Origin of the sequence: Marinospirillum perlucidum, from assembly GCF_003336805.1 — a bacterium.
GTDB classification, from domain to species: Bacteria; Pseudomonadota; Gammaproteobacteria; order Pseudomonadales; family Halomonadaceae; genus Marinospirillum; species Marinospirillum perlucidum.
The window spans coordinates 57,880-81,138 of record NZ_QFWJ01000007.1; the positions used below are offsets into that span (position 1 = coordinate 57,880).

Genomic DNA, 23,259 nt, shown 5'->3' on the forward strand with positions numbered 1-23,259 from the left:
TCTCTCCTGGATCCTTTAAATTTAAGATTATTCTAGTGAGCCAAGCAGCGTTTGGATAGACTTGTAGGCACTAAAAGGCAAGCCTTTACTGAAGCTCTGAGATAGGTCTTGGTTTCATTTTAATATACTTTCGGCTCTAAACGGGAAAGTTTTAGTTTTTTGGTTTTTTTATGCAAATTTATTTGGTAGGGGGTGCGGTTAGAGATCGCTTGCTGGGTCTTCCTGTCAAGGATAAAGACTGGGTGGTTGTGGGCTCGACCCCTGATGAAATGTTGGCTCAGGGTTTTAAGCCGGTAGGTCGAGATTTTCCCGTATTCCTGCATCCGCAGACCCATGAAGAGTATGCGCTGGCCCGAACAGAGCGTAAGCAGGGCAGGGGGTACAAGGGTTTCGAAATCTGTGCCGACCCAACGGTGACCTTGGAAGAAGATCTCTTGCGGCGGGATTTAACCCTGAATGCTATTGCTGAAGACAGCCAGGGGCAACTTATCGATCCCTTTGACGGGCAGGCGGATATAACAGCGAAGCGACTTCGCGCTGTTTCCCCGGCTTTTGCTGAAGACCCTCTGCGAGTGCTGCGTACTGCTCGCTTTGCAGCCCGTTTTGCTCATCTGGGTTTTGAAGTTGAAACCCAGACCCTGGGATTGATGAAACAGCTGGTTAGTGAAGGGGAGATGGCTTGGTTGACCCCGGAGCGTGTCTGGCTGGAAATGCAAAAAGCCCTGGCCTGTCCTCGGCCGGGTATTTTCTTTGAGCTTTTAAATCAAGTGGGCGCGCTGCAAGCACTCTGGCCGGAAGTGGCTGTTTACTGGCAGCAGCGGCCGGATCTTTCTGCAACTTTGCAAGCAGCTGCTGAGCAGGGTTTTACTCCCGAAGCCATTTTAGCCATGGCTTTCGCTAGGATGCCTGCAAAGGACTTGCAAAGTTTTATTCAGCGCTTGCCTTTACCGCGTTCCTGCCAGCAACTACTCCAGTTGATTAACCGAGCCTGGGGGCATTCCGGTTTACAAGAGCGTGAACCTGAAGCTCTGCTGCAGTTGCTGGAAACTCTGGATGCCTGGCGACAGCCAGAGCAGGCCAGCCTGTGTCTGCGTATTTTTGGTTTCCTGGAGGCGACCCGGCAGGAAGCATTATTGCAGCGACTCTTGTCTCAGTGTCGCCGTGTCAGTGCTCGTCATCTGGTTGAACAGGGGTTGCGAGGTCCGCAAGTGGGCGAGGCCTTGCGCCAGGAACGTCTTCAGTTGATTGCTGAAGAAATTTGACGTCCGCGCCAGGTAAAATCGACCGCTTGCATCTTCTGTTCTGGATGAGCGTGCTTTTGCCACAACTGGCTCCAGCTGAGCTCCTGGCCGGGAGCTTGTTCGTGGGGAGCGAGTTCAGCCAGAGGGCGGAGAACAAAATCGTGTTTGAGCAGCTGCTTATAAGGGAGCTGTACTCCTTCAAACTGCCCTTCTTTGTCACCGTGAGCCACCAGGTCCAGGTCCAGGGCGCGGGCATAAATACTCTTGTCTTCAGGGCACAGGTATTTGGTGTCCCCTTCGATTTCCTTAAGGTGACGATTGAGTTCTCCGGGCGGTAGGCTGGTAAAGAAACCGGCAATCAGATTGTAGAAGGGCGCACAGTGTTTGACTTTGAGTCCCACGGGTTGGGTTTCATAGATACGACTGATGACCAGCTCTCCAAAACGCTGATAGAGTTCATCCAGTGCCCGAGCGATCTGATGATCCCGATCATGGTTACTGCCCAGGCTGACCCAAACAAAAACATCGCTAGAACTCATTGTTGCTCCATCTGAGGATAGGGCCGGATCAGGGTGACGCCAACACTCTGGGCTGAGGCCACTGCTCCGGGTTTAGCCAGGGTCAGGGTTACACTGCTGGTGTTGAACTCGCTCAAAAGCATCTGGGTCATTTTTTCGGCCAGGGTCTCCAGAAGATCGTGATGCTGGCTTTGTGCCAGTTGCATCAGGCGTTCACTGATACTGGCATAATCAAGCGTTTTGTTCAGGTCTTCGTCTTGTGCCGCAGCACGGATATCCGTTGCCAGCTCCAGGTCAAGCTCAAGCTTTTGCAGCTGCTGCTTTTCCCAATCGAAAACACCGATGCTGGCCAGAAAAGACAGGCCGCGAATAAAGATCTTGTCATGCATGTTCGTTTTCTCCTGGCTGAGTGGTGGCCTTGAGAGGAGGGAGTTCCACCAGGGGCCAGCGGGGTCTGAGCGGTGGCAGTTGTTCGCTATCCTGTTGTCCGGCTTGCAATCGCAGGGCACCGGCCAGAGCAATCATGGCCCCATTGTCAGTACAGTACTGGAGGGCGGGATAAAAAACTTCAGCGCCCTGCCCCTTAAGGGTTTTTTCCAGGCGCTCGCGTAGGGCCAGATTGGCACTGACTCCGCCTGCGATGACCAGCCTTTTATAGCCGGTTTGTTTCAGAGCCCGTTTGCACTTGATGGTCAGGGTATCTACGACCGCGTCCTGGAAGGCCCAGGCGATATCGGCACGATCCTGCTCGCTTAGTTCTGCTTGGCTTTGTAGTTGGCGTACACAGGTTAGGGTGTGGGTTTTAAGGCCGCTAAAGCTGAAATCCAGTCCAGGGCGGTTAGTCATGGGGCGTGGGAAGTCAAAGCGGTCTGGTCTTCCTGCCTCAGCCAGCTTGGCCAGGCGTGGACCACCGGGGTAACCCAAATCCAGTAGTTTGGCTGTTTTGTCGAAAGCCTCGCCCGCTGCATCATCCACGGACTCACCCAGTAGCTGGTAGTCGCCCAGAGCCTTTACCTGAATCAGTTGGGTATGGCCGCCTGAAACCAGTAGGGCCACAAAGGGAAAGCCGGGAGGCTGAGCTTCCAGCAAGGGAGCAAGCAGATGTCCTTCCATGTGATGCACACCCAGCGCCGGGATTTCCAGAGCGAAAGCCAATGCACGTGCCAGGCTGGCCCCGGTGAGGAGGGCGCCGATCAAGCCGGGCCCGGCGGTATAGGCGATGGCATCCAGGTCTTGCAGGGATTTTTCAGCCTGCTTCATCACCTGGCGAACCAGGGGGGTCAGGCGACGTAGATGATCACGAGAGGCCAGTTCGGGTACAACACCGCCATAGACTTCGTGTAGCTCTACCTGACTGAAAAGCGCATCGGCGAGTAGCCCCTTATCAGTGTCATAAAGAGCCAAGCCTGTTTCATCACAGGAGCTTTCAATTCCCAGAACCAGCATTTGGATATTCCACAGTAGTCATCATTAAGTGGTAGCGGCAGCTCTCGACAGGGTAAGCCGATCGTCGCGAGCAGTGAATATTCGGACGGGCGCCAGTATAAAGGAAGCACCTAAGTATTTGCACTCCTCCTGTTCTGGGGATACACTATAGGGCTTGCTGTCAACACTGTTAGCAGCAATACACTGAAAATTTCAACCCTACCTTATTAAGGACGGTGATTTAATGCCTGCTGTTAAAGTCAAAGACAATGAGCCGTTTGATGTAGCACTGCGCCGCTTCAAGCGTTCTTGCGAAAAAGCCGGTGTACTGGCTGATGTGCGTCGTCGCGAGTTTTATGAAAAGCCCACGGCTGAGCGCAAGCGCAAAAAAGCTGCTGCTGTCAAACGTCATCAGAAAAAACTTCAGCGCGAACAGCGTCGTTTCGAGCGTCTGTATTAATAGACGCCCTGCAATGCAGGTGTGCTGAAGTTGTCTTGACGCAAGGCAACGCCTAGAGCGGATCTTAGACCCAGGTTTAAGATCCGCTTTTTATTGCGAGTTGATTTTTCTATGGCCGGACGGATTCCCAGACAGTTTATCGATGACCTGGCTGCCAGAAGTGATCTGGTGGAGGTGGTTTCCAGTCGTCTTACCCTGAAGAAAAAGGGTAAGGATTACTGGGGTCTATGTCCTTTCCATAATGAAAAGTCTCCTTCTTTCAGCGTCAGTCCGGATAAGCAGTTCTACTATTGTTTTGGCTGCGGAGCCTCGGGCAATGCCCTGAGCTTTATCATGGAGCATGATCATCTGGATTTTGTCGAGGCGGTTGAGGCCCTGGCACGTATGCAGGGTTTGGATGTGCCCCGTGAAGAGGGGATGCAAACCTCGGCACAACAGCAGGAAGCCAGACGGCAAAAGGAAAAGCAGGTACAGCAGTATCGGGCCATGCAGTTGGCACAGGAGTTCTTTCAACAGCAGCTGAATAAGCCTGAAGGCCTCGAGGGGTTGACTTATCTGAAAGAAAAGCGCGGCCTGAGCGAAGCCATTCTGCAAACCTTTGGACTGGGGGTGGCTCCTGATCAATGGAGTGCACTTAAGGATCAACTGACTCAAGCGGGTATTACCGAGGCCCAGCAATTGGAATTGGGGTTGCTGGCACAGAAAGAAGAAACCGGCCGGGTTTATGACCGTTTTCGTAACCGCGTGATCTTTCCCATACGCAATGTTCACGGGCAGGTGATTGGCTTTGGTGGCCGGGTGCTGGATGACAGCAAACCCAAGTATCTGAATTCACCGGAAACACCGCTTTTCCACAAGGGGCAGGAGCTCTATGGCCTCTATGAAGCTCGCAAGCAGCCGGGTCGCCTGGAGAAACTGCTGGTCGTGGAAGGCTATATGGATGTGGTGGCCTTGGCCCAGCAGGGGGTGCAGGGTGCGGTTGCCACTTTGGGTACAGCGACCACACCTGAGCATCTACGACGTATTTTTCGTCTGGTGAATGAGGTGGTCTTCTGTTTTGATGGCGATGCGGCGGGTCAACAGGCCGCAGAAAGAGCCCTGGATAATGTTTTGCCGCAGATGGTGGATGGTCGTCAGGCGCGTTTTCTGTTTCTGCCTCAGGGTGAAGATCCGGATACCCTGGTGCGTAAAGAAGGGGCGGGGTTGTTTGAGCAACGGGTGAACCAGGCCTTGCCTCTGGCCGAGTTTTTGGTGCGACATTTAAGCACAGGGTTGGATCTTAAGCAGTTGGATGGACAAATCCGCCTGGCCGAAAGAGCACGGCCTAAACTTCAGGCTTTGCCTGGCGGTCTTTTGCAAAAACGCTTGCTAGCCAGTTTAAGTCAAATGACTGGCCTGGAAGCATCCAGTCTTTTGCCCGTCAAATCCGACCCTGTCCAGGCTACAACGGCTCCGGCAAGGCATTCAGCGCCTCAGCAGGGGCGGCCTTCGGGCCAGCAGCTCACCACCCTGGTTGAAAAGCTGTTTCGCCTTTTGGCCCGCTATCCCGAGCTCATTCAGCAGGTACCCGAGGATCTGGATTTTGCTCAAATGGAGGCGGCCGATCTGGATGTATTCTTGCCGATTATTAATTATTTACGTAAAAATCCAAGCATAACGCCCCAGGTGTTGCTAGCCTATTGGACAGCCACCCGAGAAGGTGAAGCCCTGAGGGTGAGTTACCAAAGAGCGCTAGAGTTGGATAAACAAGCGGCTGCGCTGGAAGTTGAAGCCATTTGCAGTCGTCTGCGCTCTTTGACGGGTGAAAAGGACAGTCAGCAACGCTACCAGGCTTTGCTGGAAGCAGCAGCTACTCGCCTGCTTTCTGAGGAAGAAAATCGTGAGCTGATGCAGTTAATGCAGCAGTTGCCGCCGAGTCATGGGTAAATGGACTTTATATTCTGTGCGTGTTAGTATTCCGCGCTTATCAATGGGCAGGCTAGCACGTCTGTCAACTCATCAACGTTTCTTGCATAGCTGAGATAGGGGTTCTATGTCCGGGAACGCGCAGCAGCAATCTCGACTGAAAGAATTGATCGCCCGCGGTAAAGAGCAGGGTTACCTGACCTACGCGGAAGTCAATGACCATCTGCCTGAAGAGATTTCCGATCCGGATCAGGTAGAAGACATTATTCGCATGATTAACGATATGGGCATTCCTGTCAGTGAGGAAGCCCCGGACATGGAAACCCTGCTAATGACCGACGGTGATTCCACCGACGAGGCAGTAGCAGAAGAAGCCGTGGCCGCCCTGGCAGCCGTAGAAAGTGATGCCGGTCGCACTACCGATCCTGTACGCATGTATATGCGCGAAATGGGGACGGTTGAGCTGCTGACCCGTGAAGGTGAAATCGTGATCGCCAAACGAATCGAAGAAGGGATTCGTGAGGTCATGCATGCGCTGGCATACCTGCCCGGTACCGTACAAAGCATTATTGATTCCTATGATCAGGTGATTGAAGCCGAGACGGGTCGTTTGACGGATGTTTTTGCCGGTTTTATCGACCCGGTAGAAGAAGCGATTCCGCCAGCCAAACCGGTTGCACCACCTGCACCCAAGCCTGAAGCCAAGAAAGATGATGATGACGATGATTCGGATTCATCTGACGATGATGATGACGAGGCAGCGGTCAGCGGGCCGGATCCTGAAGAGGCTCGGATTCGCTTTACAGCCTTGCGTGAACAGTTGGATAAAACCAACAAGATCATCGAAAAGCAGGGCTTCAAGAGTGCAGAGGCGCAAAAAGAGTTGAGTCACCTGGGTGACCTCTTTGCACCTTTCAAGCTGTCCAACAAGCACTATGAGCGCCTGGTGAGCCATGTTCGTGATACGGTTGCGGATATTCGCAATCAGGAGCGCAGCATCATGAAGCTGTGTGTGGGCAAAGCCAAGATGCCCCGTGCTGACTTTATTGCCAGTTTCCCCGGTCAGGAAGCTGATCCGGCCTGGATTGAAGGCATTCTGGAAAAAGACGATACCATCGCCAAGAAACTGCGTCCTTATCGTCTGGATATTCAGCGTGCTCAAAAGCGTATTCGTTCCTACGAAGAAAGCTTTGATCTGCCGGTTTCTGATCTGAAAGAAATCAACCGTCGTCTTTCCATTGGCGAGGCCAAAAGCCGTCGAGCCAAGAAAGAAATGGTCGAGGCTAACCTGCGTCTGGTGATTTCGATTGCCAAGAAGTACACCAACCGGGGTCTGCAATTCCTGGATCTGATTCAGGAAGGCAACATCGGTTTGATGAAGGCGGTCGACAAGTTTGAATTCCGTCGCGGTTACAAATTCTCGACCTATGCTACCTGGTGGATTCGTCAGGCCATTACCCGTTCCATCGCGGACCAGGCCAGAACCATCCGTATTCCGGTTCATATGATTGAAACGATCAACAAGATCAACCGGGTACAGCGCCAGATGCTGCAGGAAATGGGGCGCGAGCCTTCGCCTGAAGAGCTGGGTGAACGCCTGGAAATGCCGGAAGACAAGGTTCGTAAGGTACTCAAGATTGCCAAGGAACCCATCTCCATGGAAACGCCAATTGGTGATGATGAAGACTCCCATCTGGGTGACTTTATCGAAGATACCAATCTGGAGTCGCCCGTGGATTCGGCAACTGGTGAAGGTCTGGTAGAAGCGACCCGTGGTGTCCTTTCCGGTCTGACTGCCCGCGAATCCAAGGTTCTGCGCATGCGTTTTGGTATTGATATGAATACCGACCATACGCTGGAGGAAGTCGGCAAGCAGTTTGACGTAACCCGCGAGCGGATACGTCAGATTGAAGCCAAGGCCCTGCGTAAGCTGCGCCACCCTTCCCGTTGTGACTCCCTGCGTTCCTTCCTGGACGAGTAGCAACAAGCAACCAGAAAGCCTTGATCCGACAAGGCTTTCTGGTATGATTCTGGCTCGTTTTTAGAGTCTGTTTCGGGGCCCATAGCTCAGTTGGTTAGAGCAGTCGACTCATAATCGATTGGTCGCAGGTTCAAGTCCTGCTGGGCCCACCATTTCTCTATCAATATTATCTTTTTTCGCCTTTTTGGCGTCTTCCTTCCTGTTATTCTTGTAGCCTTGGGTTGGCCTCGGGCAAAAAGAAACAGGTGTTCAGCATTACCTCCCTGTAATGCTTTTATCTTCGCGTAGCTCAGCTTTTTTGTTTCTTTTTCTGGGCAGCCATGAGCAGATCGCCCAGGGTGTTGCCCTGCATTTTGCCCTGGCTTTGATGGTGCTTCTGGCTGGAACGTGCTTGCCCACCGCTTTTTTTCTGACCACTAGTGCCCGTTGCTTGTTCGCCAGGTTGATCGCTCATGCGGCAGGAGAGGGCAATACGCTTGCGCTCCAGATCGACATCCATGACCTTGACCTTGATGATGTCACCGGCTTTAACGACTTCTCTGGGGTCCTTGACGAAGGTATCAGACAAGGCCGAGATGTGAACCAGGCCATCCTGGTGAACACCGATATCGACAAAGGCCCCGAAGTTGGCAACATTGGTGACCGCACCTTCCAGAATCATGCCGGGTTTGAGGTCTTTCATTTCTTCCACCCCTTCCAGAAATTCGGCAGCCTTGAATTCAGGACGGGGGTCACGGCCTGGTTTATCCAGTTCCTTGATAATATCCTTGACGGTGGGCAGACCGAATTGATCATCAGTGTAATCGGATGGATTGAGACTGTTCAAAAAGCGGCTGTCACCAATAAGACTGGCGACATCACGATCCTGGGTGCGGGCAATCTTCTCGACCAGAGGATAGGCTTCAGGGTGGACTGCAGAGGCATCTAACGGGTTTCCCCCCCCCATAATGCGCAGAAAGCCGGCACACTGTTCATAGGCCTTGGGACCCAGACGCTTGACCTTGAGGAGTTGCTTACGCTCGGTAAACGCACCTTCGGCATCCCGCCAGGCAACAATATTTTCTGCCAAACTGGTGTTAAGGCCGGACGCACGAGCCAGTAGCGGGGCAGAGGCCATATTGAGATCAACACCCACAGCATTAACGCAGTCTTCAACGACTGCATCCAGCGTACGGGCCAGCTGAACTTGGGAAACATCGTGCTGGTATTGGCCCACGCCGATAGATTTGGGCTCGATCTTGACCAGTTCGGCCAAAGGGTCCTGCAGGCGACGGCCAATGGAGACGGCGCTGCGGTGGGTGACATCCAGGTTGGGAAATTCCCGGGCAGCAAATTCCGAGGCGGAATAGATGGAGGCTCCGGCCTCATTGACCATCACCTTGCTGATTTTTAGCTGGGTTTCTTTGGCCAAGCCTTTAATAAGCTCACCTGCCAGTTTATCGGTTTCTCGGCTGGCAGTGCCGTTACCAACGGCAATCAGCTCTACCTGGTGTTTTTTGCAGAGTCCGGCCAGAACAGCCAGAGCCGCTGTCCATTTGTTCTGAGGTGCATGCGGATAAATGGTGTCATGATCGACCAGTTTGCCGGTAGAATCCACCACAGCGACTTTAACGCCTGTTCTTAAGCCCGGGTCCAGGGCCAGGGTGGGGCGAGGACCTGCCGGTGCGGCCAACAGCAAATCCTTCAGGTTTTCAGCAAAAACCTTGATGGCTGCTTCCTCGGCTTGTTCGCGCAAGCGGGTCAGCAGCTCGGTTTCCAGGCGGGTATAGAGTTTGATTTTCCAGGTCCAGCGAACCACTTCGCTTAGCCACTTGTCAGCCGGACGTCCCTGATCTTGAATCTTGTACTCTTCGGCAATAACCGCTTCAGCAGGGTGGGCCTTGAGTTCTTCTTCGTTGGGCAGTTTGATATTCAAAGACAGGAAGCCTTCATTACGTCCTCTGAACATGGCCAGAGCACGGTGCGACGGCGTTTTTTTCAAGGATTCGTCATGCTCAAAGTAGTCGCTGAACTTATTGCCTGCAGTTTCCTGTCCGGGTAAAACGCGACTGGATAGCAGGCCTTCATTCCAGAGTTGGTCACGTAGACGCCCGGAAAGCTCTGGGTTCTCCGAAAAGCCTTCCATCAGGATTTGTTTGGCACCATCCAGTACAGCTTTTTCTGTGTCAAAGCCTGCTTCGGGATTTAAATAGGTGCTGGCTTGGGCTTGTGGATCCAGGCTGGGGTCTTGTAGTAATGCCTCGGCAAGGGGCTCTAAGCCGGCTTCGCGGGCAATTTGTGCCTTGGTACGGCGCTTGGGTTTGTAGGGAAGATAGAGGTCTTCAAGGCGCTGCTTGGTCTCAGCCTGTAACAGGTCGTTTTTAAGTGCTTCGGTAAGCTTGCCTTGTTCATCAATGGAGCTGAGAACAGCTTCACGTCTTTCTTCCAACTCTCGCAGGTAGCGCAGGCGTTCATCCAGATTACGCAGCTGGCTGTCATCCAATCCGCCGGTGACTTCTTTACGATAACGGGAAATAAAGGGAACACTAGCCCCTTCATCCAAAAGATTGACGGTTGCAGTAACCTGAGTTTCACGCACCTGGAGTTCATCAGCCAGACGCTTGGCAATAGAAGGAAGCATGGGAATCCTTGGCTAAGAGGTTAAACGTAAAGAGGGGATTATAACAGATGCTGTATGAACAAACAGTGGTGGTTCAGCGTTGGAATTGACCCTTGGCCGAGCCATAGGCATTGACGGCTTTGCGATTGAGTTGATTGGCTGAGCGTTGGTTGTGAAGCTGATCGCGGAGTATTTGGCCGAGGTCCCGCAACTGTTGATCTAGTTGTTCCAGTTGTTTAAGTTCGGTTAAGTGTTGCTGGACTTGCTTTTCTGACCAGTCTTTGGAAAAAACCTGATAGATCAGCTGCTCACGGATGGCGGTGAGTTTCTCCAGCTTGGCTGTGTCCTGTTCTGTTTCTTCGCGGGTGATCTTGTCAAACTCAATGATCAGTCGGCGAGTGGCCTTGAGACTTTGTTTCAAGGCTTCTGCCTGGGAGAGTTCGTCAATGTTTCCTGATGAGGGTTTACTCATGGCTTCCCTGCTGGGATTTAGCAGCTTGATTCTTCTGGAATTCAGCAAGATCTTCACGGAACTTCATGGCCTCTGAATGAACCTGATCCCAGGCCTCCTGGATAGGCGTCAAGAGTTTGACCGCCTCTTCTACAGGCTCAGGGTTGCGCGTAGCCTTGGCTTTTGCCAGCAAGCGACCACAATACTCGTAAAGACTATCAAGATTCCTCGAGATTTCGGGTTCAATATCGTGACGAAGGGTTACCCTGAGTTCATTCAGGCAACTTTGTGATTTATTCAGCCATTTCCCTGCAGAAACCTGGTCATTACGACTCAAGGCACTAATAGAATCCTGTAGATGAGAAAGAAGCGCTTTATAAAGCATGGATGTGCGCTTATGAGCATCTGCCTCTTGCACTTCCACTTCCAGGTGGCGGTTGTTATTGACCTGATCAGCCCAGGCTTGAGCTGATTTTTTCATCTGATAGGGAGTTAAACGCCTTGCCATGAGTGCTGTTCCTTGACTAATTATCAACAACAGAGTTTAGCGGAAGACCTGTAAAAAACAAAGCGGCCCCACAATGGAGCCGCTAGGTCGTTTATTTGACGATTACAGCAGGCCCAGAATTGCCTGGCTGGATTGGTTTGCTTGGGAAAGTGAAGCAATGCCAGCTTGCTGAAGCACTTGCTGCTTAGCCAGGTTGGAAGTTTCTTCAGCGAAGTCAGCATCCTGAATGCGGCTACGTGCAGCAGTCAAATTTTCTTCGTAGATATTGTTACCAGATATTACGGCTTCAAACCGGTTCATGACAGCACCAAAGGTAGCGCGTAGTTCTGAAATCTTATCAATTGAATCCCGCGTAGTTGTAATGGCAGCCTGTGCAGAAGCTTGAGTAGCAATACTGATGGCACCACCTGAGCCGAACCCACGATTAATGATATTTTGAATGCCCGTGGCACCGGGGCCTGTCATACTAGCGAGGCCACCGGATAGTATTCCAGCTTCAATTTGTGAAGCAGACTCGTTTGTAAAACCTATTTGCAGGGTTAGCTGGGTTGCTGCTGAATTGAGGAGATTTTTTCCATTGAATTCGGTTGTCTCGATGATACGAGAAATCTCCATAGTTAGCTGATCCACCTCTTTCTGCAAACCATTTCTGGCTCCAGTATCATAGGTGCCGTTAGCAGATTGAATAGCTAGTTCGTTAATACGCTGCAAGTTACTGGTAATCTGATCCAGGGCACCTTCGGCTGTTTGAGCCATGGAAATGCCATCACCAGCATTGCGTGTAGCCATGGACAGACCACGGATATCCTTGGTTTGCGATTGCGCCAGATAGAGGCCAGCAGCATCATCTTTTGCAGAATTAACCCTAAGACCAGTTGATAGGCGTTGAAAGGTAGTAGCCTGTGCATCCTGAGTGCTATTAAGGTTACGAGAGGCGTTCATGGCCGCCATGTTAGTGTTAAGAACCAGACCCATAATCGTGCTCCTTTTCAGTAACAGTCTTGGCAAGAATTTGCCGTTAATTTCGGCAACTTCTTGCCGTTTTGACCCCTAACTGGCTATTGCCAGGGTACTGATTATTAATAGAGCAAACTACATGCCAAACGTTATTTATCTACGGTTAAGATTCTTTCAGCTTCATCCTTGATGCCATCCCAGCCTTCTTTCACGGGTTTCATTAGATTAATGACTTCTTCAATCATGGCAGGATTTTCAGCAGCCATACCCTGAACCAATCGCCTGCCCATGTAATCGTAGAGGCTATTCAGAGTTATAGCGACTTCTTCGCCCTTTTCATAATCTAGAGATGTTCTTAGCTCTGTTATAATAGAATGTGCTCGGTTGCCAGCTTGGGTCTTAGCAAGAGCATCTTTACGTTCAATTGCACCTTTGGTTGCAGCCAAACGGCCCATTAACGCTTCCATAAGAATTTGGATAAGTCGATAGGGACTAGCTTCCATAACCTCAGCTTCGCGACTGGTCCCTTGTGCATATTGGGCAGCACCACGTAGTTGCTTTTTATAGACCATTTGCAGTTACTCCATTGATAGGACAAAAAAAGGGCATCCAAAAGGATACCCTTGTACTCAAGCTTCGCCAAGTGGGAAGTTTAGCCATAGCCTGGAAGGCTAGCCATCTGTTGGGCGATATAGTTACCCGTGGATTGATAGTTGGCAACCATACCCTCAATAGCATTGAATTGGCTATAGAGGCGTTCTTCGAGCAGATCAAGCCGCCGATTGGTGGCTTCCATACGATCATCCAGGCGATCCACCTGACTATTTAAACCGTCTTTACGGATTTGCAATAATCCTTTATAAGCTTCGCCATCTCGGACACCGCCACTGACTAGGCGATCTGCCATATCAGCAAAACGCTGGGCATAGCCATCAGGCTGGCTGGCATCAAGATCACTGGACGCTCCAATAATACGGGCAACTTCATCAAAGTTGTTGTCCAGTGCTTCAGTCAGCTTGGCTGAATCAATTTCCAGAGTACCGTTACGTGAGTTGCCACCTTCTTCAGGATCGTAAGATTTATCAACGTAAGTCTCGATACCAATCATTGCCAGCAGATTGTCCTGAGTATCAGCAGCATCAGTACCCTCGGTCGGGGTATTCAGTACTTCGCGCAATTCATTCTGAATGGAGCGAATGGTGCTATCTCCATAGAGAGAACCTTTTTTGGCTTCATTCAAATGGATGACAACATCATTATAGGCTTTGACAAAGGCATCAATATTATCCTTGATAGCTTGGTCATCACGGCTAACATCCAGGGTTGAGGAGGTGTTATCCAGCGTGCTGGCACCCTGAGTCAGTTCAATATCAACCCCAGTGATAACATTAGTAAAAGTATTCGTAGAGCTGTAGGCATCGATACCATCGACCTGGATATGAGCATCAAGGTTCTTATCCGCATCGGTAAAGAGGGCGTCGTAATCAGCTCTCTGGGGAGGAGGTAAAGAATCTCTATAAGTTTGGCTGTATGATGAGAGCTCTTCGTCTCGCGCAATGTCTACACCAGAGAAATCCGCGGTAAAACGGCCATCTTCGCCAGAAATATCTGATTTAAGTACCAAGCGTGCCTGATCGTTGCCTTCATTGACGATTGTTGCAGATATCTTCCCATCAAGGCCTGCTTCATCATTAATTGCTTTACGCAATTGATCTAGAGTCATACCGGTAGCATCAAAACTAAAAGTGGTGCTATCAGCATCAGTAATCTCAAGAGTACCAGTAAAAGTTGCTGTGGTGCTTTGTGAGTCTGAGACTATTTTGTAGTTACGCGCTTCGGCCAAGACATCAATACTGTAATTACCAGAAGTGGCACCAGCCAGGTGATCAGCGGTAGCAGTAAAAAGGTCTTCTTTACTGGATTTTGCAGCCAACTGCTGGAATTTATCCAGACCGCGCAAATCGTTCATTGCATCGCTCAGACTACTGAGTCGACTGCTGATTTGCCCCAGTGCACTAATTTGAGAGCTATAGAATTCCTTATCTCGCTGCATGTATTTAAGCGGGACGGATTCAGCCTCAATCGTGGCTTCGACGATCTGCTGGACAGGAATGCCTGAGCCTAAACCGTTAAAACTAATGCCTGACATAATGCTTACCTCACGTAAGAAACTTAGTAAACCTGGGTTGAAAAGGACTCAGTATCGCCTTCGATTAAACGACTTCGAAGAGCCAAAATCTCTTCTGAAGGATACTGGCGGATAACCTCATCTGTTTTCGTATTGATGACTTTGACCACGAAATCTTCTGTCTCATTATGAATTTGAAACTTTAGTGATCTGTTCTGCAAATAAAATGCCAAGTTGATCTCATCAATGAGTTGACTGAGTTCTTCAGGAGAAAGTTCATCTTCACTTTTCTGCTTTTCTTCGCTGACTGGCAGCTTGGAGTGTAAGGCAGAATTAGCCAACAAAGGCTTCTCAGCAGAATCGTGGCTCGCTAAACTGCTCACGTTTTTAGCAGACAAGTTGTCAGGGAGAAGATGATCTGAAATTGTGGCTGTGGCTGGCACGGAATTTATCAAAACTTCTGAGGCCATAAGGCTCACCTCACCCTTGTACATTTACTTAATCTTAGTTATCGGCAGACTGAAGGGCAACTTTAGAAAAATTGTTAATAAAGACTGCTAGATTTACTTTTTTCCTAAGCAGATAAGAGGTAGACGAAGAAGAAAGATTAGGGTTATTTCCCCCATTTATAACCGGGCAATTAGTAAAGTCCGCCAGGCGAAGCTATAGCCACTAGGACAACGCAGATTTTTTTCTGCAAATAGAAGCAGCCTTTTTCAGATAGAGTGCGATGAACCTAAAAAAAGAACCCCAGTTAAAAATAGCTGGGGTTCGTAAGTAGTCTGAAATGCCGGGAAAAGCCCGGCATCAGACAAAGGTTTGCGAAAGCATATAGCTTACAGCAGACCCAGTACAACCTGAGTTGAGGCGTTAGCCTGACCCAGAGCGGCGACGCCTGCTTGCTGGAGTACCTGCTGTTTAGCCAGTTTAGAAGTCTCTTCAGCAAAGTCAGCATCCTGAACACGGCTACGTGCTGCCTGCAAGTTCTCAGAGTAAGTTTGGTTGCCAGAAATAACCGCTTCGAAACGATTCATAACAGCACCAAAGGTAGCGCGTTCGGCAGAGATACCATCGATTGCAGAACGAGTTTTCGCAATTGCACTCTGAGCAGCAGTTTGAGAAGAGATATCAATTGCCTTGGTGCCGTCAAGCCCTTTACCTTGGATGGCACTAAGAGCATCACCAGCATTGGCAACATCACCAGCTTTAACTGCGGCAACCAAGCCACCAGACAAACCTGCATCTACACGATAGCCAGTACCATTTTGGTTACCAACCTGCATAGTCAGACTTTCAGCGGCAGAGCTAAGCAGCTTTTGGCCGTTAAACTCAGTAGTTTCGGTAATACGAGCGATTTCCTGAGTAAGCTGGTCAACCTCTTTTTGAAGACCGTTACGAGCAGCTGTGTCGTAGGTACCGTTAGCTGACTGGATGGCCAGTTCGTTAATACGCTGTAGGTTGGTTTGAATCTGATCCAGGGCACCTTCAGCAGTTTGCGCCATCGAAATGCCATCACCAGCATTACGAGTCGCCATTTCCAGACCTCTGATATCTTTAGTCTGGCTTTGTGCCAAATAGAGGCCTGCTGCATCATCTTTTGCGGAGTTGATGCGAAGACCAGTAGACAGACGGTTGAAAGTTTGAGCCTGAGCATCCTGAGTGTTGGACAGGTTGCGTGCGCCGTTCAAGGCTGAAATGTTGGTGTTGATTACTAGAGACATTGTAGTACTCCTTCAGTAGGTAAAATGTCCGGGGACATTCACTTTATCGGTAGCATCCTTTGGAACTTTAGATTTTTTTTTGAAAAAAATCTTTAGCCTGAAACTGCCATTTGGCGGGGCTTTAAGCTAGAAAGCTTCAGCCAGCCCGTCGAATCGGGGTAGAGAATTTCCGGCATGACATAAAGGTTAGGAATCTCAACTTCAAAAAATTTAGCAACGGAGCTCCAACTATCAAAAGGGGAGGCAAACAAAACTCCATCAAGATACTGAAAGCAGGAGAGCCAAGCTTTTAGATCTGCGGTGGTACGAACGGTGGCTAACTGACTAGAGGAAGAAAAATTACGCAACTGCTTAAACAAAGTCTCACCCCGTGGGTGACCAATGTAAATGATAAAATCGGGATCAATGCGACTTAAACTCAAAACGCTAGGATGCAATTCTTGTTTCTCGTCAGCGACAAAAATGGAATTGCTAGCGTACTCAATATATTCATTTTTTTGGAGATCTCTCAACCATGAAAATAAAGGGTGCTCATTGATGTGGTTGAATTCCAGAGGGTCCACACTCAAGGCAGCGCAAAAAAATCTTGGTCGTTGAGCAACATCGGGATGCCAATTGCCGGAAAACTCGGTATCGGGTTCTGTGCCCGATGACGATAAAGACAAGTTGGGATTGAATGCTGAATCCCGTTGCATCACGTTAAGCCAACGACCATAGAGCAGATCTTCATCCTTCTCCATAAATTGGTGGTGATATGAATAACTGGCACCCCGGACAGCGATCGTAGTCTGAGATGACCACAAATGTAAGTAACCAGCCTGACGCATGCGAAGTTGCAAATCAGTCAGCCCTAGTAAACTGGTAAAATCTTCATCTATTCCTTCCATTTCATGCCATAAATCCCTGGCCATTAGCAAAAAAGTAGGATTAAGGGCGTTGAAATTCTGATCACACCATGCCCTTGTCATATCCTGGTTTTCCTGCTCAAGATAGAAACCCTTTAAAAAATCACCAACTGGCTGGTTTTGTAACCCGAAAATCTGACCGGCACTGAAGATTCGTCCTTTAGGTGTCACGAGTCGAGGTCCAACAATTCCAATTTCGGGGCGACTCATAGGATCAAGCATTTTTTCTAGCCAACCTGGCTGGACAAAATGGCAATCGTAAGAGACTAAGGCAAAAAACCTAGAGGTTACTGACTCGACCATGCGATTGATAACTTGGCTTAAATTACTTCCGCACGGTATGGGATGAAAATGCAAGTTAGCTGGAAAGGTTTCACCCGGCCAAACAGAATTTAGCCAAGATCTCACCGTATCCGGATCTCGAATGAAAATGTGTAGCTGAAAAAAAGAACCTGCATCAATCCTGAAGAGTGATGTTACAGATTCATAGATCTGTTCTTCATCAAGTGCAGGAAAAAGCATCAATAAATCGACAGATTCTTGGGATGAAAGTACAGTGTCATTGTAGCGATTGATGAACGTGGAAGAGTAGAGGCCAGGCTGAATTGCAGCATTTGGAAAACCGCATCGGTGAAGGTGCTCAAGCCTTAATAAGGCAGAGACTTTTTCATGTTCATCATCTTGCAAAAATGAGTCTAATGCGTCAGAACGATGATTGAGAACGAAAGGAAGATGGCCAATAAGTGGGCGGTCCATTTGTTCAGCAAGCTGAAAAGCAAATTGATCCGTTTGCTGAAAAGGAACGTTTGACAACCCTTCCAGTGCAAGGATTGCATCCCGCCTTAAGGCAGTGCTACGTCCAAGATAGGAGACGGAGCGTAAAAGATCAATATTGAAATCCGGCTTGAAGATGGGACGAATACGTTTTAGCTCATCAAGATCCGTATCGGATGAATCGTCCTTGGAGTCTAGATGATCTTCATCACAGTACATCAACATCCAATCCGGATTTTGGTTAGAATAATCTGCATAGTGGAACAGAGCGGTAGGGTGCAGAATATCACCAGGCTGAAACAGGATAACCCAGTCAGACTCTACATCATTAACGACTGCAGTCAATTCGTTAAAAGGATTATCTGAAACTAGCCATTGTAAGTTAAGGTTCGCAAACAGTTCTGAATCTGGGCAGTCAACAGTACTCAACACAGATACACCGAAGTTCTTATACATCTGGTGATCAAGACTTTCCAGACTTTGCGCCAAAGCAGTGAAAAGGGTTTGGTCGACACAGAAAACCAGATGGAAAGTAGGTTGTTTACGCCAACCTTGCAAGCGCTCACCCATTAACTGACCGTCTAGTTCTTTGATATGGGTTTTACGTAGCCATTTTTGATAAGCAGATTCAGATTTTTTGAAACGACTGTCAAGTTCGGAGGATAAAGAGACAAGTGCCCAATATTCTGAGAGTGGATCATCTAGGTTATCGACTGATATACGGTTATTTGCTTGAAGCCATTCTAGGTGAAGCTCAAAATCTTGTTGCAGTCTTTGTCGAGCCTCTGGTTCGTAAATTATTCTAAGGATTTCTAGGCTTGCACGAATATTAGAATACCCATCTCCAGAATGACCTACAAGATCAAAAGAATTTTCAATTTGTTGTAGAGTGAAAAGTTGAAGCTCATCAGGGTTTGATAGAAGAAAATCAAGTTTCTCTTCCATTTCTTCAGCATCAAGCAAGGGTATATGATATTCAGGATAAAGTTTTACTGGGCCTGTGGCTTCAAGAAACACTAGATGTGGCCGACCACACACCAAGGATTCAATCGTGACTGTTGAGGCACAAGAAATTGTTATTTCAGAGTTTATTATGTAAGGTTCTGCATAATCAAACACATATCTAAATCTTGAAAAATCTACACCAATTTTTTTAGCCAGTCGCAAGACTTCCTCTTTAATAAACTTTTCATTACTTGGTCTGTCTTTGAAAACAAAAGCTACGTCAGGATGCTTATCAAGGGTAGCTTTGGCAAACAATATCGAACGTTCAAGGCTTCTTCTGTGAATATCATCCTTTAGTTTTAAATGACTCGTGTTTGCTATAGTTGGGAAAAAAGTAACTAATCTTAGTTTAGGATCGAGATTAAGAGCACTAAAAAGAACCTCACGAGCAGGTTCTTCTAGAAGTAAGCGATATTTATCAAGGTGGATAAGTCCTGTCTCTATAGGTGTGCAGTCATCTGGATGGGTGGATGTGGCAAGGTAACTTTCCGTATCGTAAGCTGAGGCTGAGAAAAAATATTCACAATCAGTGTGCTGATAAGCACTAACTTGTGGACTCATTAGAAACCCGTGATTAACATGAATTCCGGGGACCTTACGAGATTTTGCCCAGCCACCTAAAACACGCTCATGTATAAAAGTTTCGTTACTTGTAATGAATGCTTTAATCTCATATTTTTCTAAAGCAATATCAAGGGCATCTACTAAAGTGGCAGCAATACCTGCACGGCCTAAAAAAAGTTGTTCAACTGATTTTCGAAGATGATCAGGATAGCCATCAAGACTGATATCTCCTGGGTTGGGCATTTTATAGTCATGCTGATGGCCATCAGGTAAAAGACTTTCCAGTGTCACTATCTTATAGTTCTTTTCAACATGCGTTGGAGCGGTCATTAAAGATGTTGGGACCAGAATAGTATAGTCTGGCAAATAGCGTATTACGTTAAGTGCTGCAGTTGATTCTTTTGAAAGCGTGTTGAGCAATAGAGCCTTTGGCTTAGACATACTAATCCTTTTTATTGCTTAGATAGTTAGAGAATACATTGGCAACGCGCATATTTATGCAACAGCCTAAATTTATTCCTTTGTATTCTAGCTTTCTGGCATTTTTTTCAGACTCGAACCACTGTTTGGTCAACAAGGTTAGTTCTAGAGTTTTATTTATACCTTTGCAAACTTCTGATTCTTTTTGTTGTAGTGAATTTTTTATTTGAAATATCGCTTCAGCATGACTGCAGTTAGTATTGTTTTTTTTATAATAATTGATCCAGGAATTTAGTCTATTTTTAACGACAATAGGGCTGTATGTGTTTGCAGGTTTTTCCATAAGTATCTCTGTTGTCTATTGCAAAATATTCAGTGTACTTCTCAGGTTTGTCTGAAGCCACGAAAATTCGTGTTTTTATTTCCATAAAGATCATCTAACTGATTCTGAACACTTATCTTTTTCTTCTCGAAATATCGTTCAAGTAATTGTTTGTTGGCCCAGTGTAGTGCCTTGTAGTACTCATCATCTGATAATTCGGTAAAATTTACAGCGAGAAGATCAGAGTTTACGTGTTTTACTTCATAAAAATCTTCAACACCACCAAGTAGACCTTTTTCTATAGCATGGTAATAGAGGGGGCTTCCCGGATAAGGAGTTACAGGACGAATGGTTCTCATCTGTGAGCCATCATCTTATTTAAGCAAGAAGTCTACACCCTTTTTAAGTGTTTCAAAATTTTCTCCAATATTACCAAAAATAATATTGTATCCGGGACTTATACCTGCATCGAGTGTTGCCTCGATACCCTCAACAATTTGCTTGGTTGTAAGCCCTTTTTTCATATTTCGAAGAATTTGATTGTCAAAAGCTTCGATTCCATAATTAATGAAAACACAACCAGACATCTTCATTAATTTAAGAAGGCCAGGCTTGGCATAGTTTAATCTTCCTTGACATTCCCACTTAATTTTCACATTTGCCTTTATTAATGCATTGCAAATCTCTTCAGTTCTTTGTACCGATGACATCAGCAGTTCATCAGAAAAGGCAATATAGGTTATTCCGTAATTTTCTTGAAGAAAACGTATTTCTTCAATTATTGACTCAGGTGAACGTGCGCGAAAACCTTTATCCATCCGATAACAAAAATTACACTTAAAAGGGCAACCGCGACCAGAAAGAACAGGCATAATAAAATCTGTACTGGAAGCGTGAGGCATTCGCAATGCTCTATAATGCTCAATATTAAATAGGTCATACGCAGGCATCGGTATTTTTTCGATATCCTGTATCAGCTCACGTGGCCTAGTCATGATAGTTTTATCATTTTCACGGTATGCAATTCCCGCTACATCAGAATAATTCTTGATGCCCGAAAGAACATCACACAATTCTGCCGCCGTATTTTCACCTTCACCAATTACAATAACATCAGCACCTGTTTTACGCATAAAATAATCTGGTTCTGGTGCGGGTCCGTGAGCGCCAAGAATATATGCAGGTCTTTTTTTAGAGTTGTTGATTGCCTCTGATATCTTTAGAAGCTTATAGTATTGGTAATACCCACCAATAACACTAACGCATACTGCATCAAATTCATTATTATCCAGGTATTCTGTTAAATGTTGACCTGGATAATGGTGTACATCCTGATGATATACCTCTACGTCTGCTCCTTTTTCACGAAAGACTGAAGCTATATAAGCAAGCCCTTGAGGAAATCAATGGATGTAGGATTCATTATCGTAGGCAACTAGAAGTATTCGCATTTCAAGTCCTTCAGGCTTTTTTAAATTATATTTAATTGATTGTATTGTGTGGTGATTAAAATTGATTGCTTGGTATCGTTTGCTTTCTGATGATATAGATGAACTACTTGAAATTTACTGCTGCTCTCATTTTAAATTATTTGCTTGAATCTGCCTGTGTGCTTAATTTGAAGTACCTCTTCATCAAAAATTCTGCTATTTCATAGTCATATAATGTATCAATATCTATAGATCTTTCAGTAGGCATCACTAAAGCGTGAGACTTGACCATAAAAAAACCTTGATTTTTCAGCAGTAAGTTGGATTTCGCAAGATAAAATGCTCCATTAAGGCGATAGTGCTGTGGTAGATCCTGGCTACGCTTGTTCAATATATCTGGGGACAAGAATCTATCCATACTCACGCTATCATCAAGCGTATTACACCAAAGGGGAGAGTGCTCTACTGGACAAACACTAATCACACTATTGGCTTTTTTATCGCGAAATAGATTAAAGCCTTTCTGAATATCTTGCTGGTTTCTAAGTGGTGAGGTGGGCTGAAGCAAAAGAGTTAGTTCTGGGTGAATTCCTTTATGATTTAACTCTTCGAGTGTGTGTTTAAGTACAGCAAAAGTCGTCGCTGTATCACTTGAAAGTTCCGCCGGCCTTTCTAGGCAATAGCAATCCTTTTGGTTTGAAGCTAGGTTTAGAATTTGTGGATCATCACTGGTGACTGCTACCAAGTCAATTTCCGGTGACTCTAATGCTAGGTCAAGAGTCCACTGCACCAAGGGTTTGCCTGCCAGCAACTTGGTATTCTTGCCTGGTAAACGCTTGCTACCAGCTCTTGCTGGAATTACAGCCAGGACTTTATGCGTGTACTCAATCATTGAATAACTCGCTGGCATCAGTTTGTGCTCGATTGAAATCATCCATCCTGCCAATATCGAGCCAGTAATCAGTTAGAGTATAAAGGTTGACTACCTTGCCATTATTAATTTCCTGCTGCAGTAGTTCCGGCATATCTAGAGGGTGGTTGGCTGGCACTTGTTTAACCAATTTAGGTGATAGCAGATAGATGCCAGCATTAACATTAAAGGTTTGAGTGGGCTTCTCCTTAATGGCAAGAGCCTGATGATCTCTGGATTCAATGACGCCATAGGGTATCTGATGTTCATACTCCCTGACACAAAGGGTTGCGCTGCCCCCATGTTCCTCATGAAAACCAAGCAAAGAAAGATAGTTCAAGGTGGTCAAAAGGTCGCCATTCATCATGAATAAGGGTTGATCAATCTCATCTTTAGGAAGAAGGCCCAAGGCGCCAGCAGTTCCCAGTGGTCTATCTTCATGAATATAGGTGATACTAACGCCCCAGCGGTTGCCATCGCCAAAATGCTCACGAATTTTTTCAGGCATATAGTGGGTGGAGATATAAAAGCGATGAAAACCGGAACTGACAAAGCTTTCCAGAATCAGCTCAAGAATCGGCTTATCACCTACTTTGAGTAACGGCTTTGGACAAGTTTTGGTCAAGGGGTGCAGGCGTTTTCCAAAACCACCAGCCATTAAAAAGACGGGGTTATCCTGCCTGGGTTTTTGAAGTAATCCATGAAGTGTCTCAAGGCCAGTTACTTGTTGATCAGTATCTACAACTGGCAATTGTAAGAGTTGCTGCTGTTCCATAAAGGACAGTAAACGAGCTTTACTCCAGTCAGCAGTAGCGACTTTGGGCTGTTTGTTCATTATTTGAACGACGGGTGTGGCTAAATCCAGGCGCTTTAGTAGTGCTCTGCGTACATCTCCATCTGTTACTGTACCTATAAGCTTTTTGTCTTCGTCGGTTACAAGAAGAATCTGCTGTGCTGATAAATCCAACTTCTCAATGGCTCCTTCCAGAGAAATCGTTGGTTGAACAAGAGTGTCTTGCCAATTTTTCATCTTTA

Annotated in this window: 21 protein-coding genes, 1 tRNA gene and 1 pseudogene; 5 read left to right on the forward strand and 18 right to left on the reverse strand. The window is 47.3% G+C overall.

What is annotated here, in order from left to right; translation table 11 throughout:
* Positions 1-170: 170 nt before the first annotated feature.
* The gene (locus DFK18_RS10005) at positions 171-1,262 is read left to right on the forward strand and encodes a tRNA nucleotidyltransferase/poly(A) polymerase-related protein (protein ID WP_114418120.1); all 1,092 of its coding nucleotides are present in this window, start codon (positions 171-173) and stop codon (positions 1,260-1,262) included.
* On the opposite strand, the gene folK is transcribed toward DFK18_RS10005, so the two are convergent.
* Genes folK through tsaD form a run of 3 tightly spaced genes read right to left on the reverse strand, consistent with a single transcriptional unit; the run spans position 1,238 to position 3,205 of the window.
* Complete coding sequence (gene folK / locus DFK18_RS10010) at positions 1,238-1,780, reverse strand: 2-amino-4-hydroxy-6-hydroxymethyldihydropteridine diphosphokinase (protein WP_114418121.1); 543 nt, start codon at positions 1,778-1,780, stop codon at positions 1,238-1,240. The genes DFK18_RS10005 and folK overlap by 25 nt on opposite strands.
* Positions 1,777-2,148, reverse strand: coding sequence for a dihydroneopterin aldolase (folB, locus tag DFK18_RS10015; protein WP_114418122.1), 372 nt, complete (start codon positions 2,146-2,148; stop codon positions 1,777-1,779). Before folB ends, folK begins: the two co-directional genes overlap by 4 nt.
* On the reverse strand, positions 2,141-3,205 hold the full coding sequence (tsaD, locus tag DFK18_RS10020) for a tRNA (adenosine(37)-N6)-threonylcarbamoyltransferase complex transferase subunit TsaD (protein WP_114418123.1): 1,065 nt from the start codon (positions 3,203-3,205) through the stop codon (positions 2,141-2,143). Before tsaD ends, folB begins: the two co-directional genes overlap by 8 nt.
* A gap of 223 nt (positions 3,206-3,428) precedes the next feature.
* On the opposite strand from tsaD, the gene rpsU reads away from it, so the two are divergent.
* From rpsU to DFK18_RS10040, 4 genes are all read left to right on the forward strand, one after another.
* Positions 3,429-3,644, forward strand: a complete 216-nt coding sequence (gene rpsU, locus DFK18_RS10025) for a 30S ribosomal protein S21 (RefSeq protein WP_072325212.1) — start codon at positions 3,429-3,431, stop codon at positions 3,642-3,644.
* Positions 3,645-3,755: 111 nt separating this feature from the next.
* Entirely contained in the window at positions 3,756-5,570 is a 1,815-nt protein-coding gene (gene dnaG / locus DFK18_RS10030) for a DNA primase (protein WP_114418124.1), read from the forward strand.
* 106 nt (positions 5,571-5,676) lie between these two features.
* Positions 5,677-7,530, forward strand: a complete 1,854-nt coding sequence (gene rpoD, locus DFK18_RS10035) for an RNA polymerase sigma factor RpoD (RefSeq protein ID WP_114418125.1) — start codon at positions 5,677-5,679, stop codon at positions 7,528-7,530.
* A 75-nt stretch (positions 7,531-7,605) separates the two neighbouring features.
* Positions 7,606-7,682: transfer RNA gene (locus DFK18_RS10040), tRNA-Ile, on the forward strand.
* 137 nt (positions 7,683-7,819) lie between these two features.
* Here DFK18_RS10040 and DFK18_RS10045 read toward each other — a convergent pair.
* From DFK18_RS10045 to DFK18_RS10105, 15 genes and pseudogenes are all read right to left on the reverse strand, one after another.
* On the reverse strand, positions 7,820-10,150 hold the full coding sequence (locus tag DFK18_RS10045; RefSeq protein WP_114418126.1) for a Tex family protein: 2,331 nt from the start codon (positions 10,148-10,150) through the stop codon (positions 7,820-7,822).
* A gap of 73 nt (positions 10,151-10,223) precedes the next feature.
* Positions 10,224-10,601: a hypothetical protein gene (locus DFK18_RS10050; protein ID WP_114418127.1), complete on the reverse strand. Its 378-nt coding sequence runs from the start codon at positions 10,599-10,601 to the stop codon at positions 10,224-10,226.
* A complete protein-coding gene (gene fliS, locus DFK18_RS10055; RefSeq protein ID WP_114418128.1) occupies positions 10,594-11,088 on the reverse strand; it encodes a flagellar export chaperone FliS in 495 nt (164 codons plus the stop codon). Before fliS (DFK18_RS10055) ends, DFK18_RS10050 begins: the two co-directional genes overlap by 8 nt.
* Before the next feature lie 102 nt (positions 11,089-11,190).
* A complete protein-coding gene (locus DFK18_RS10060) occupies positions 11,191-12,063 on the reverse strand; it encodes a flagellin N-terminal helical domain-containing protein (RefSeq protein ID WP_114418129.1) in 873 nt (290 codons plus the stop codon).
* A gap of 131 nt (positions 12,064-12,194) precedes the next feature.
* A complete protein-coding gene (gene fliS / locus DFK18_RS10065) occupies positions 12,195-12,617 on the reverse strand; it encodes a flagellar export chaperone FliS (RefSeq protein WP_114418130.1) in 423 nt (140 codons plus the stop codon).
* Between the two features lie 80 nt (positions 12,618-12,697).
* Complete coding sequence (gene fliD, locus DFK18_RS10070) at positions 12,698-14,194, reverse strand: flagellar filament capping protein FliD (RefSeq protein ID WP_114418131.1); 1,497 nt, start codon at positions 14,192-14,194, stop codon at positions 12,698-12,700.
* Positions 14,195-14,217: 23 nt separating this feature from the next.
* Positions 14,218-14,643: a flagellar protein FlaG gene (locus DFK18_RS10075; RefSeq protein WP_162299754.1), complete on the reverse strand. Its 426-nt coding sequence runs from the start codon at positions 14,641-14,643 to the stop codon at positions 14,218-14,220.
* A gap of 366 nt (positions 14,644-15,009) precedes the next feature.
* Positions 15,010-15,894, reverse strand: coding sequence for a flagellin N-terminal helical domain-containing protein (locus DFK18_RS10080; RefSeq protein WP_114418133.1), 885 nt, complete (start codon positions 15,892-15,894; stop codon positions 15,010-15,012).
* Positions 15,895-15,986: 92 nt separating this feature from the next.
* Complete coding sequence (locus DFK18_RS10085; RefSeq protein ID WP_114418134.1) at positions 15,987-19,583, reverse strand: glycosyltransferase family protein; 3,597 nt, start codon at positions 19,581-19,583, stop codon at positions 15,987-15,989.
* Position 19,584: 1 nt separating this feature from the next.
* On the reverse strand, positions 19,585-19,905 hold the full coding sequence (locus DFK18_RS10090; RefSeq protein WP_114418135.1) for a hypothetical protein: 321 nt from the start codon (positions 19,903-19,905) through the stop codon (positions 19,585-19,587).
* A 41-nt stretch (positions 19,906-19,946) separates the two neighbouring features.
* Positions 19,947-20,243 (reverse strand): hypothetical protein, encoded by a 297-nt coding sequence (locus DFK18_RS14575; protein ID WP_218563938.1) that lies wholly within the window; start codon positions 20,241-20,243, stop codon positions 19,947-19,949.
* Between the two features lie 15 nt (positions 20,244-20,258).
* Positions 20,259-20,879 carry a B12-binding domain-containing radical SAM protein gene (locus DFK18_RS14760; protein ID WP_342769759.1) on the reverse strand — a complete coding sequence of 207 codons (621 nt, stop codon included), beginning with the start codon at positions 20,877-20,879 and terminating at the stop codon, positions 20,259-20,261.
* An 87-nt stretch (positions 20,880-20,966) separates the two neighbouring features.
* A pseudogene (locus DFK18_RS14765) lies at positions 20,967-21,272 on the reverse strand (cobalamin-dependent protein); the annotation flags it as partial.
* Positions 21,273-21,471: 199 nt separating this feature from the next.
* The gene (locus tag DFK18_RS10100) at positions 21,472-22,206 is read right to left on the reverse strand and encodes an acylneuraminate cytidylyltransferase family protein (protein ID WP_114418196.1); all 735 of its coding nucleotides are present in this window, start codon (positions 22,204-22,206) and stop codon (positions 21,472-21,474) included.
* Positions 22,199-23,254 (reverse strand): nucleotidyltransferase family protein, encoded by a 1,056-nt coding sequence (locus tag DFK18_RS10105; protein WP_114418136.1) that lies wholly within the window; start codon positions 23,252-23,254, stop codon positions 22,199-22,201. Before DFK18_RS10105 ends, DFK18_RS10100 begins: the two co-directional genes overlap by 8 nt.
* Positions 23,255-23,259: the final 5 nt, after the last annotated feature.

Bases quoted from the DNA above. Each gene is read 5' to 3' on its own strand.
- DFK18_RS10085 (WP_114418134.1), bottom strand. From the start codon at position 19,583: ATGTCTAAGCCAAAGGCTCTATTGCTCAACACGCTTTCAAAAGAATCA.
- DFK18_RS10080 (WP_114418133.1), bottom strand. From the start codon at position 15,894: ATGTCTCTAGTAATCAACACCAACATTTCAGCCTTGAACGGCGCACGC.
- DFK18_RS14760 (WP_342769759.1), bottom strand. From the start codon at position 20,879: ATGACTAGGCCACGTGAGCTGATACAGGATATCGAAAAAATACCGATG.
- rpoD (WP_114418125.1), top strand. From the start codon at position 5,677: ATGTCCGGGAACGCGCAGCAGCAATCTCGACTGAAAGAATTGATCGCC.
- fliD (WP_114418131.1), bottom strand. From the start codon at position 14,194: ATGTCAGGCATTAGTTTTAACGGTTTAGGCTCAGGCATTCCTGTCCAG.
- DFK18_RS14575 (WP_218563938.1), bottom strand. From the start codon at position 20,243: ATGAGAACCATTCGTCCTGTAACTCCTTATCCGGGAAGCCCCCTCTAT.
- DFK18_RS10060 (WP_114418129.1), bottom strand. From the start codon at position 12,063: ATGGGTCTGGTTCTTAACACTAACATGGCGGCCATGAACGCCTCTCGT.
- tsaD (WP_114418123.1), bottom strand. From the start codon at position 3,205: ATGCTGGTTCTGGGAATTGAAAGCTCCTGTGATGAAACAGGCTTGGCT.
- dnaG (WP_114418124.1), top strand. From the start codon at position 3,756: ATGGCCGGACGGATTCCCAGACAGTTTATCGATGACCTGGCTGCCAGA.
- fliS (WP_114418128.1), bottom strand. From the start codon at position 11,088: ATGGCAAGGCGTTTAACTCCCTATCAGATGAAAAAATCAGCTCAAGCC.
- DFK18_RS10050 (WP_114418127.1), bottom strand. From the start codon at position 10,601: ATGAGTAAACCCTCATCAGGAAACATTGACGAACTCTCCCAGGCAGAA.
- DFK18_RS10090 (WP_114418135.1), bottom strand. From the start codon at position 19,905: ATGGAAAAACCTGCAAACACATACAGCCCTATTGTCGTTAAAAATAGA.
- DFK18_RS10075 (WP_162299754.1), bottom strand. From the start codon at position 14,643: ATGGCCTCAGAAGTTTTGATAAATTCCGTGCCAGCCACAGCCACAATT.
- DFK18_RS10100 (WP_114418196.1), bottom strand. From the start codon at position 22,206: ATGATTGAGTACACGCATAAAGTCCTGGCTGTAATTCCAGCAAGAGCT.
- folB (WP_114418122.1), bottom strand. From the start codon at position 2,148: ATGCATGACAAGATCTTTATTCGCGGCCTGTCTTTTCTGGCCAGCATC.
- DFK18_RS10045 (WP_114418126.1), bottom strand. From the start codon at position 10,150: ATGCTTCCTTCTATTGCCAAGCGTCTGGCTGATGAACTCCAGGTGCGT.
- folK (WP_114418121.1), bottom strand. From the start codon at position 1,780: ATGAGTTCTAGCGATGTTTTTGTTTGGGTCAGCCTGGGCAGTAACCAT.
- fliS (WP_114418130.1), bottom strand. From the start codon at position 12,617: ATGGTCTATAAAAAGCAACTACGTGGTGCTGCCCAATATGCACAAGGG.
- DFK18_RS10005 (WP_114418120.1), top strand. From the start codon at position 171: ATGCAAATTTATTTGGTAGGGGGTGCGGTTAGAGATCGCTTGCTGGGT.
- rpsU (WP_072325212.1), top strand. From the start codon at position 3,429: ATGCCTGCTGTTAAAGTCAAAGACAATGAGCCGTTTGATGTAGCACTG.
- DFK18_RS10105 (WP_114418136.1), bottom strand. From the start codon at position 23,254: ATGAAAAATTGGCAAGACACTCTTGTTCAACCAACGATTTCTCTGGAA.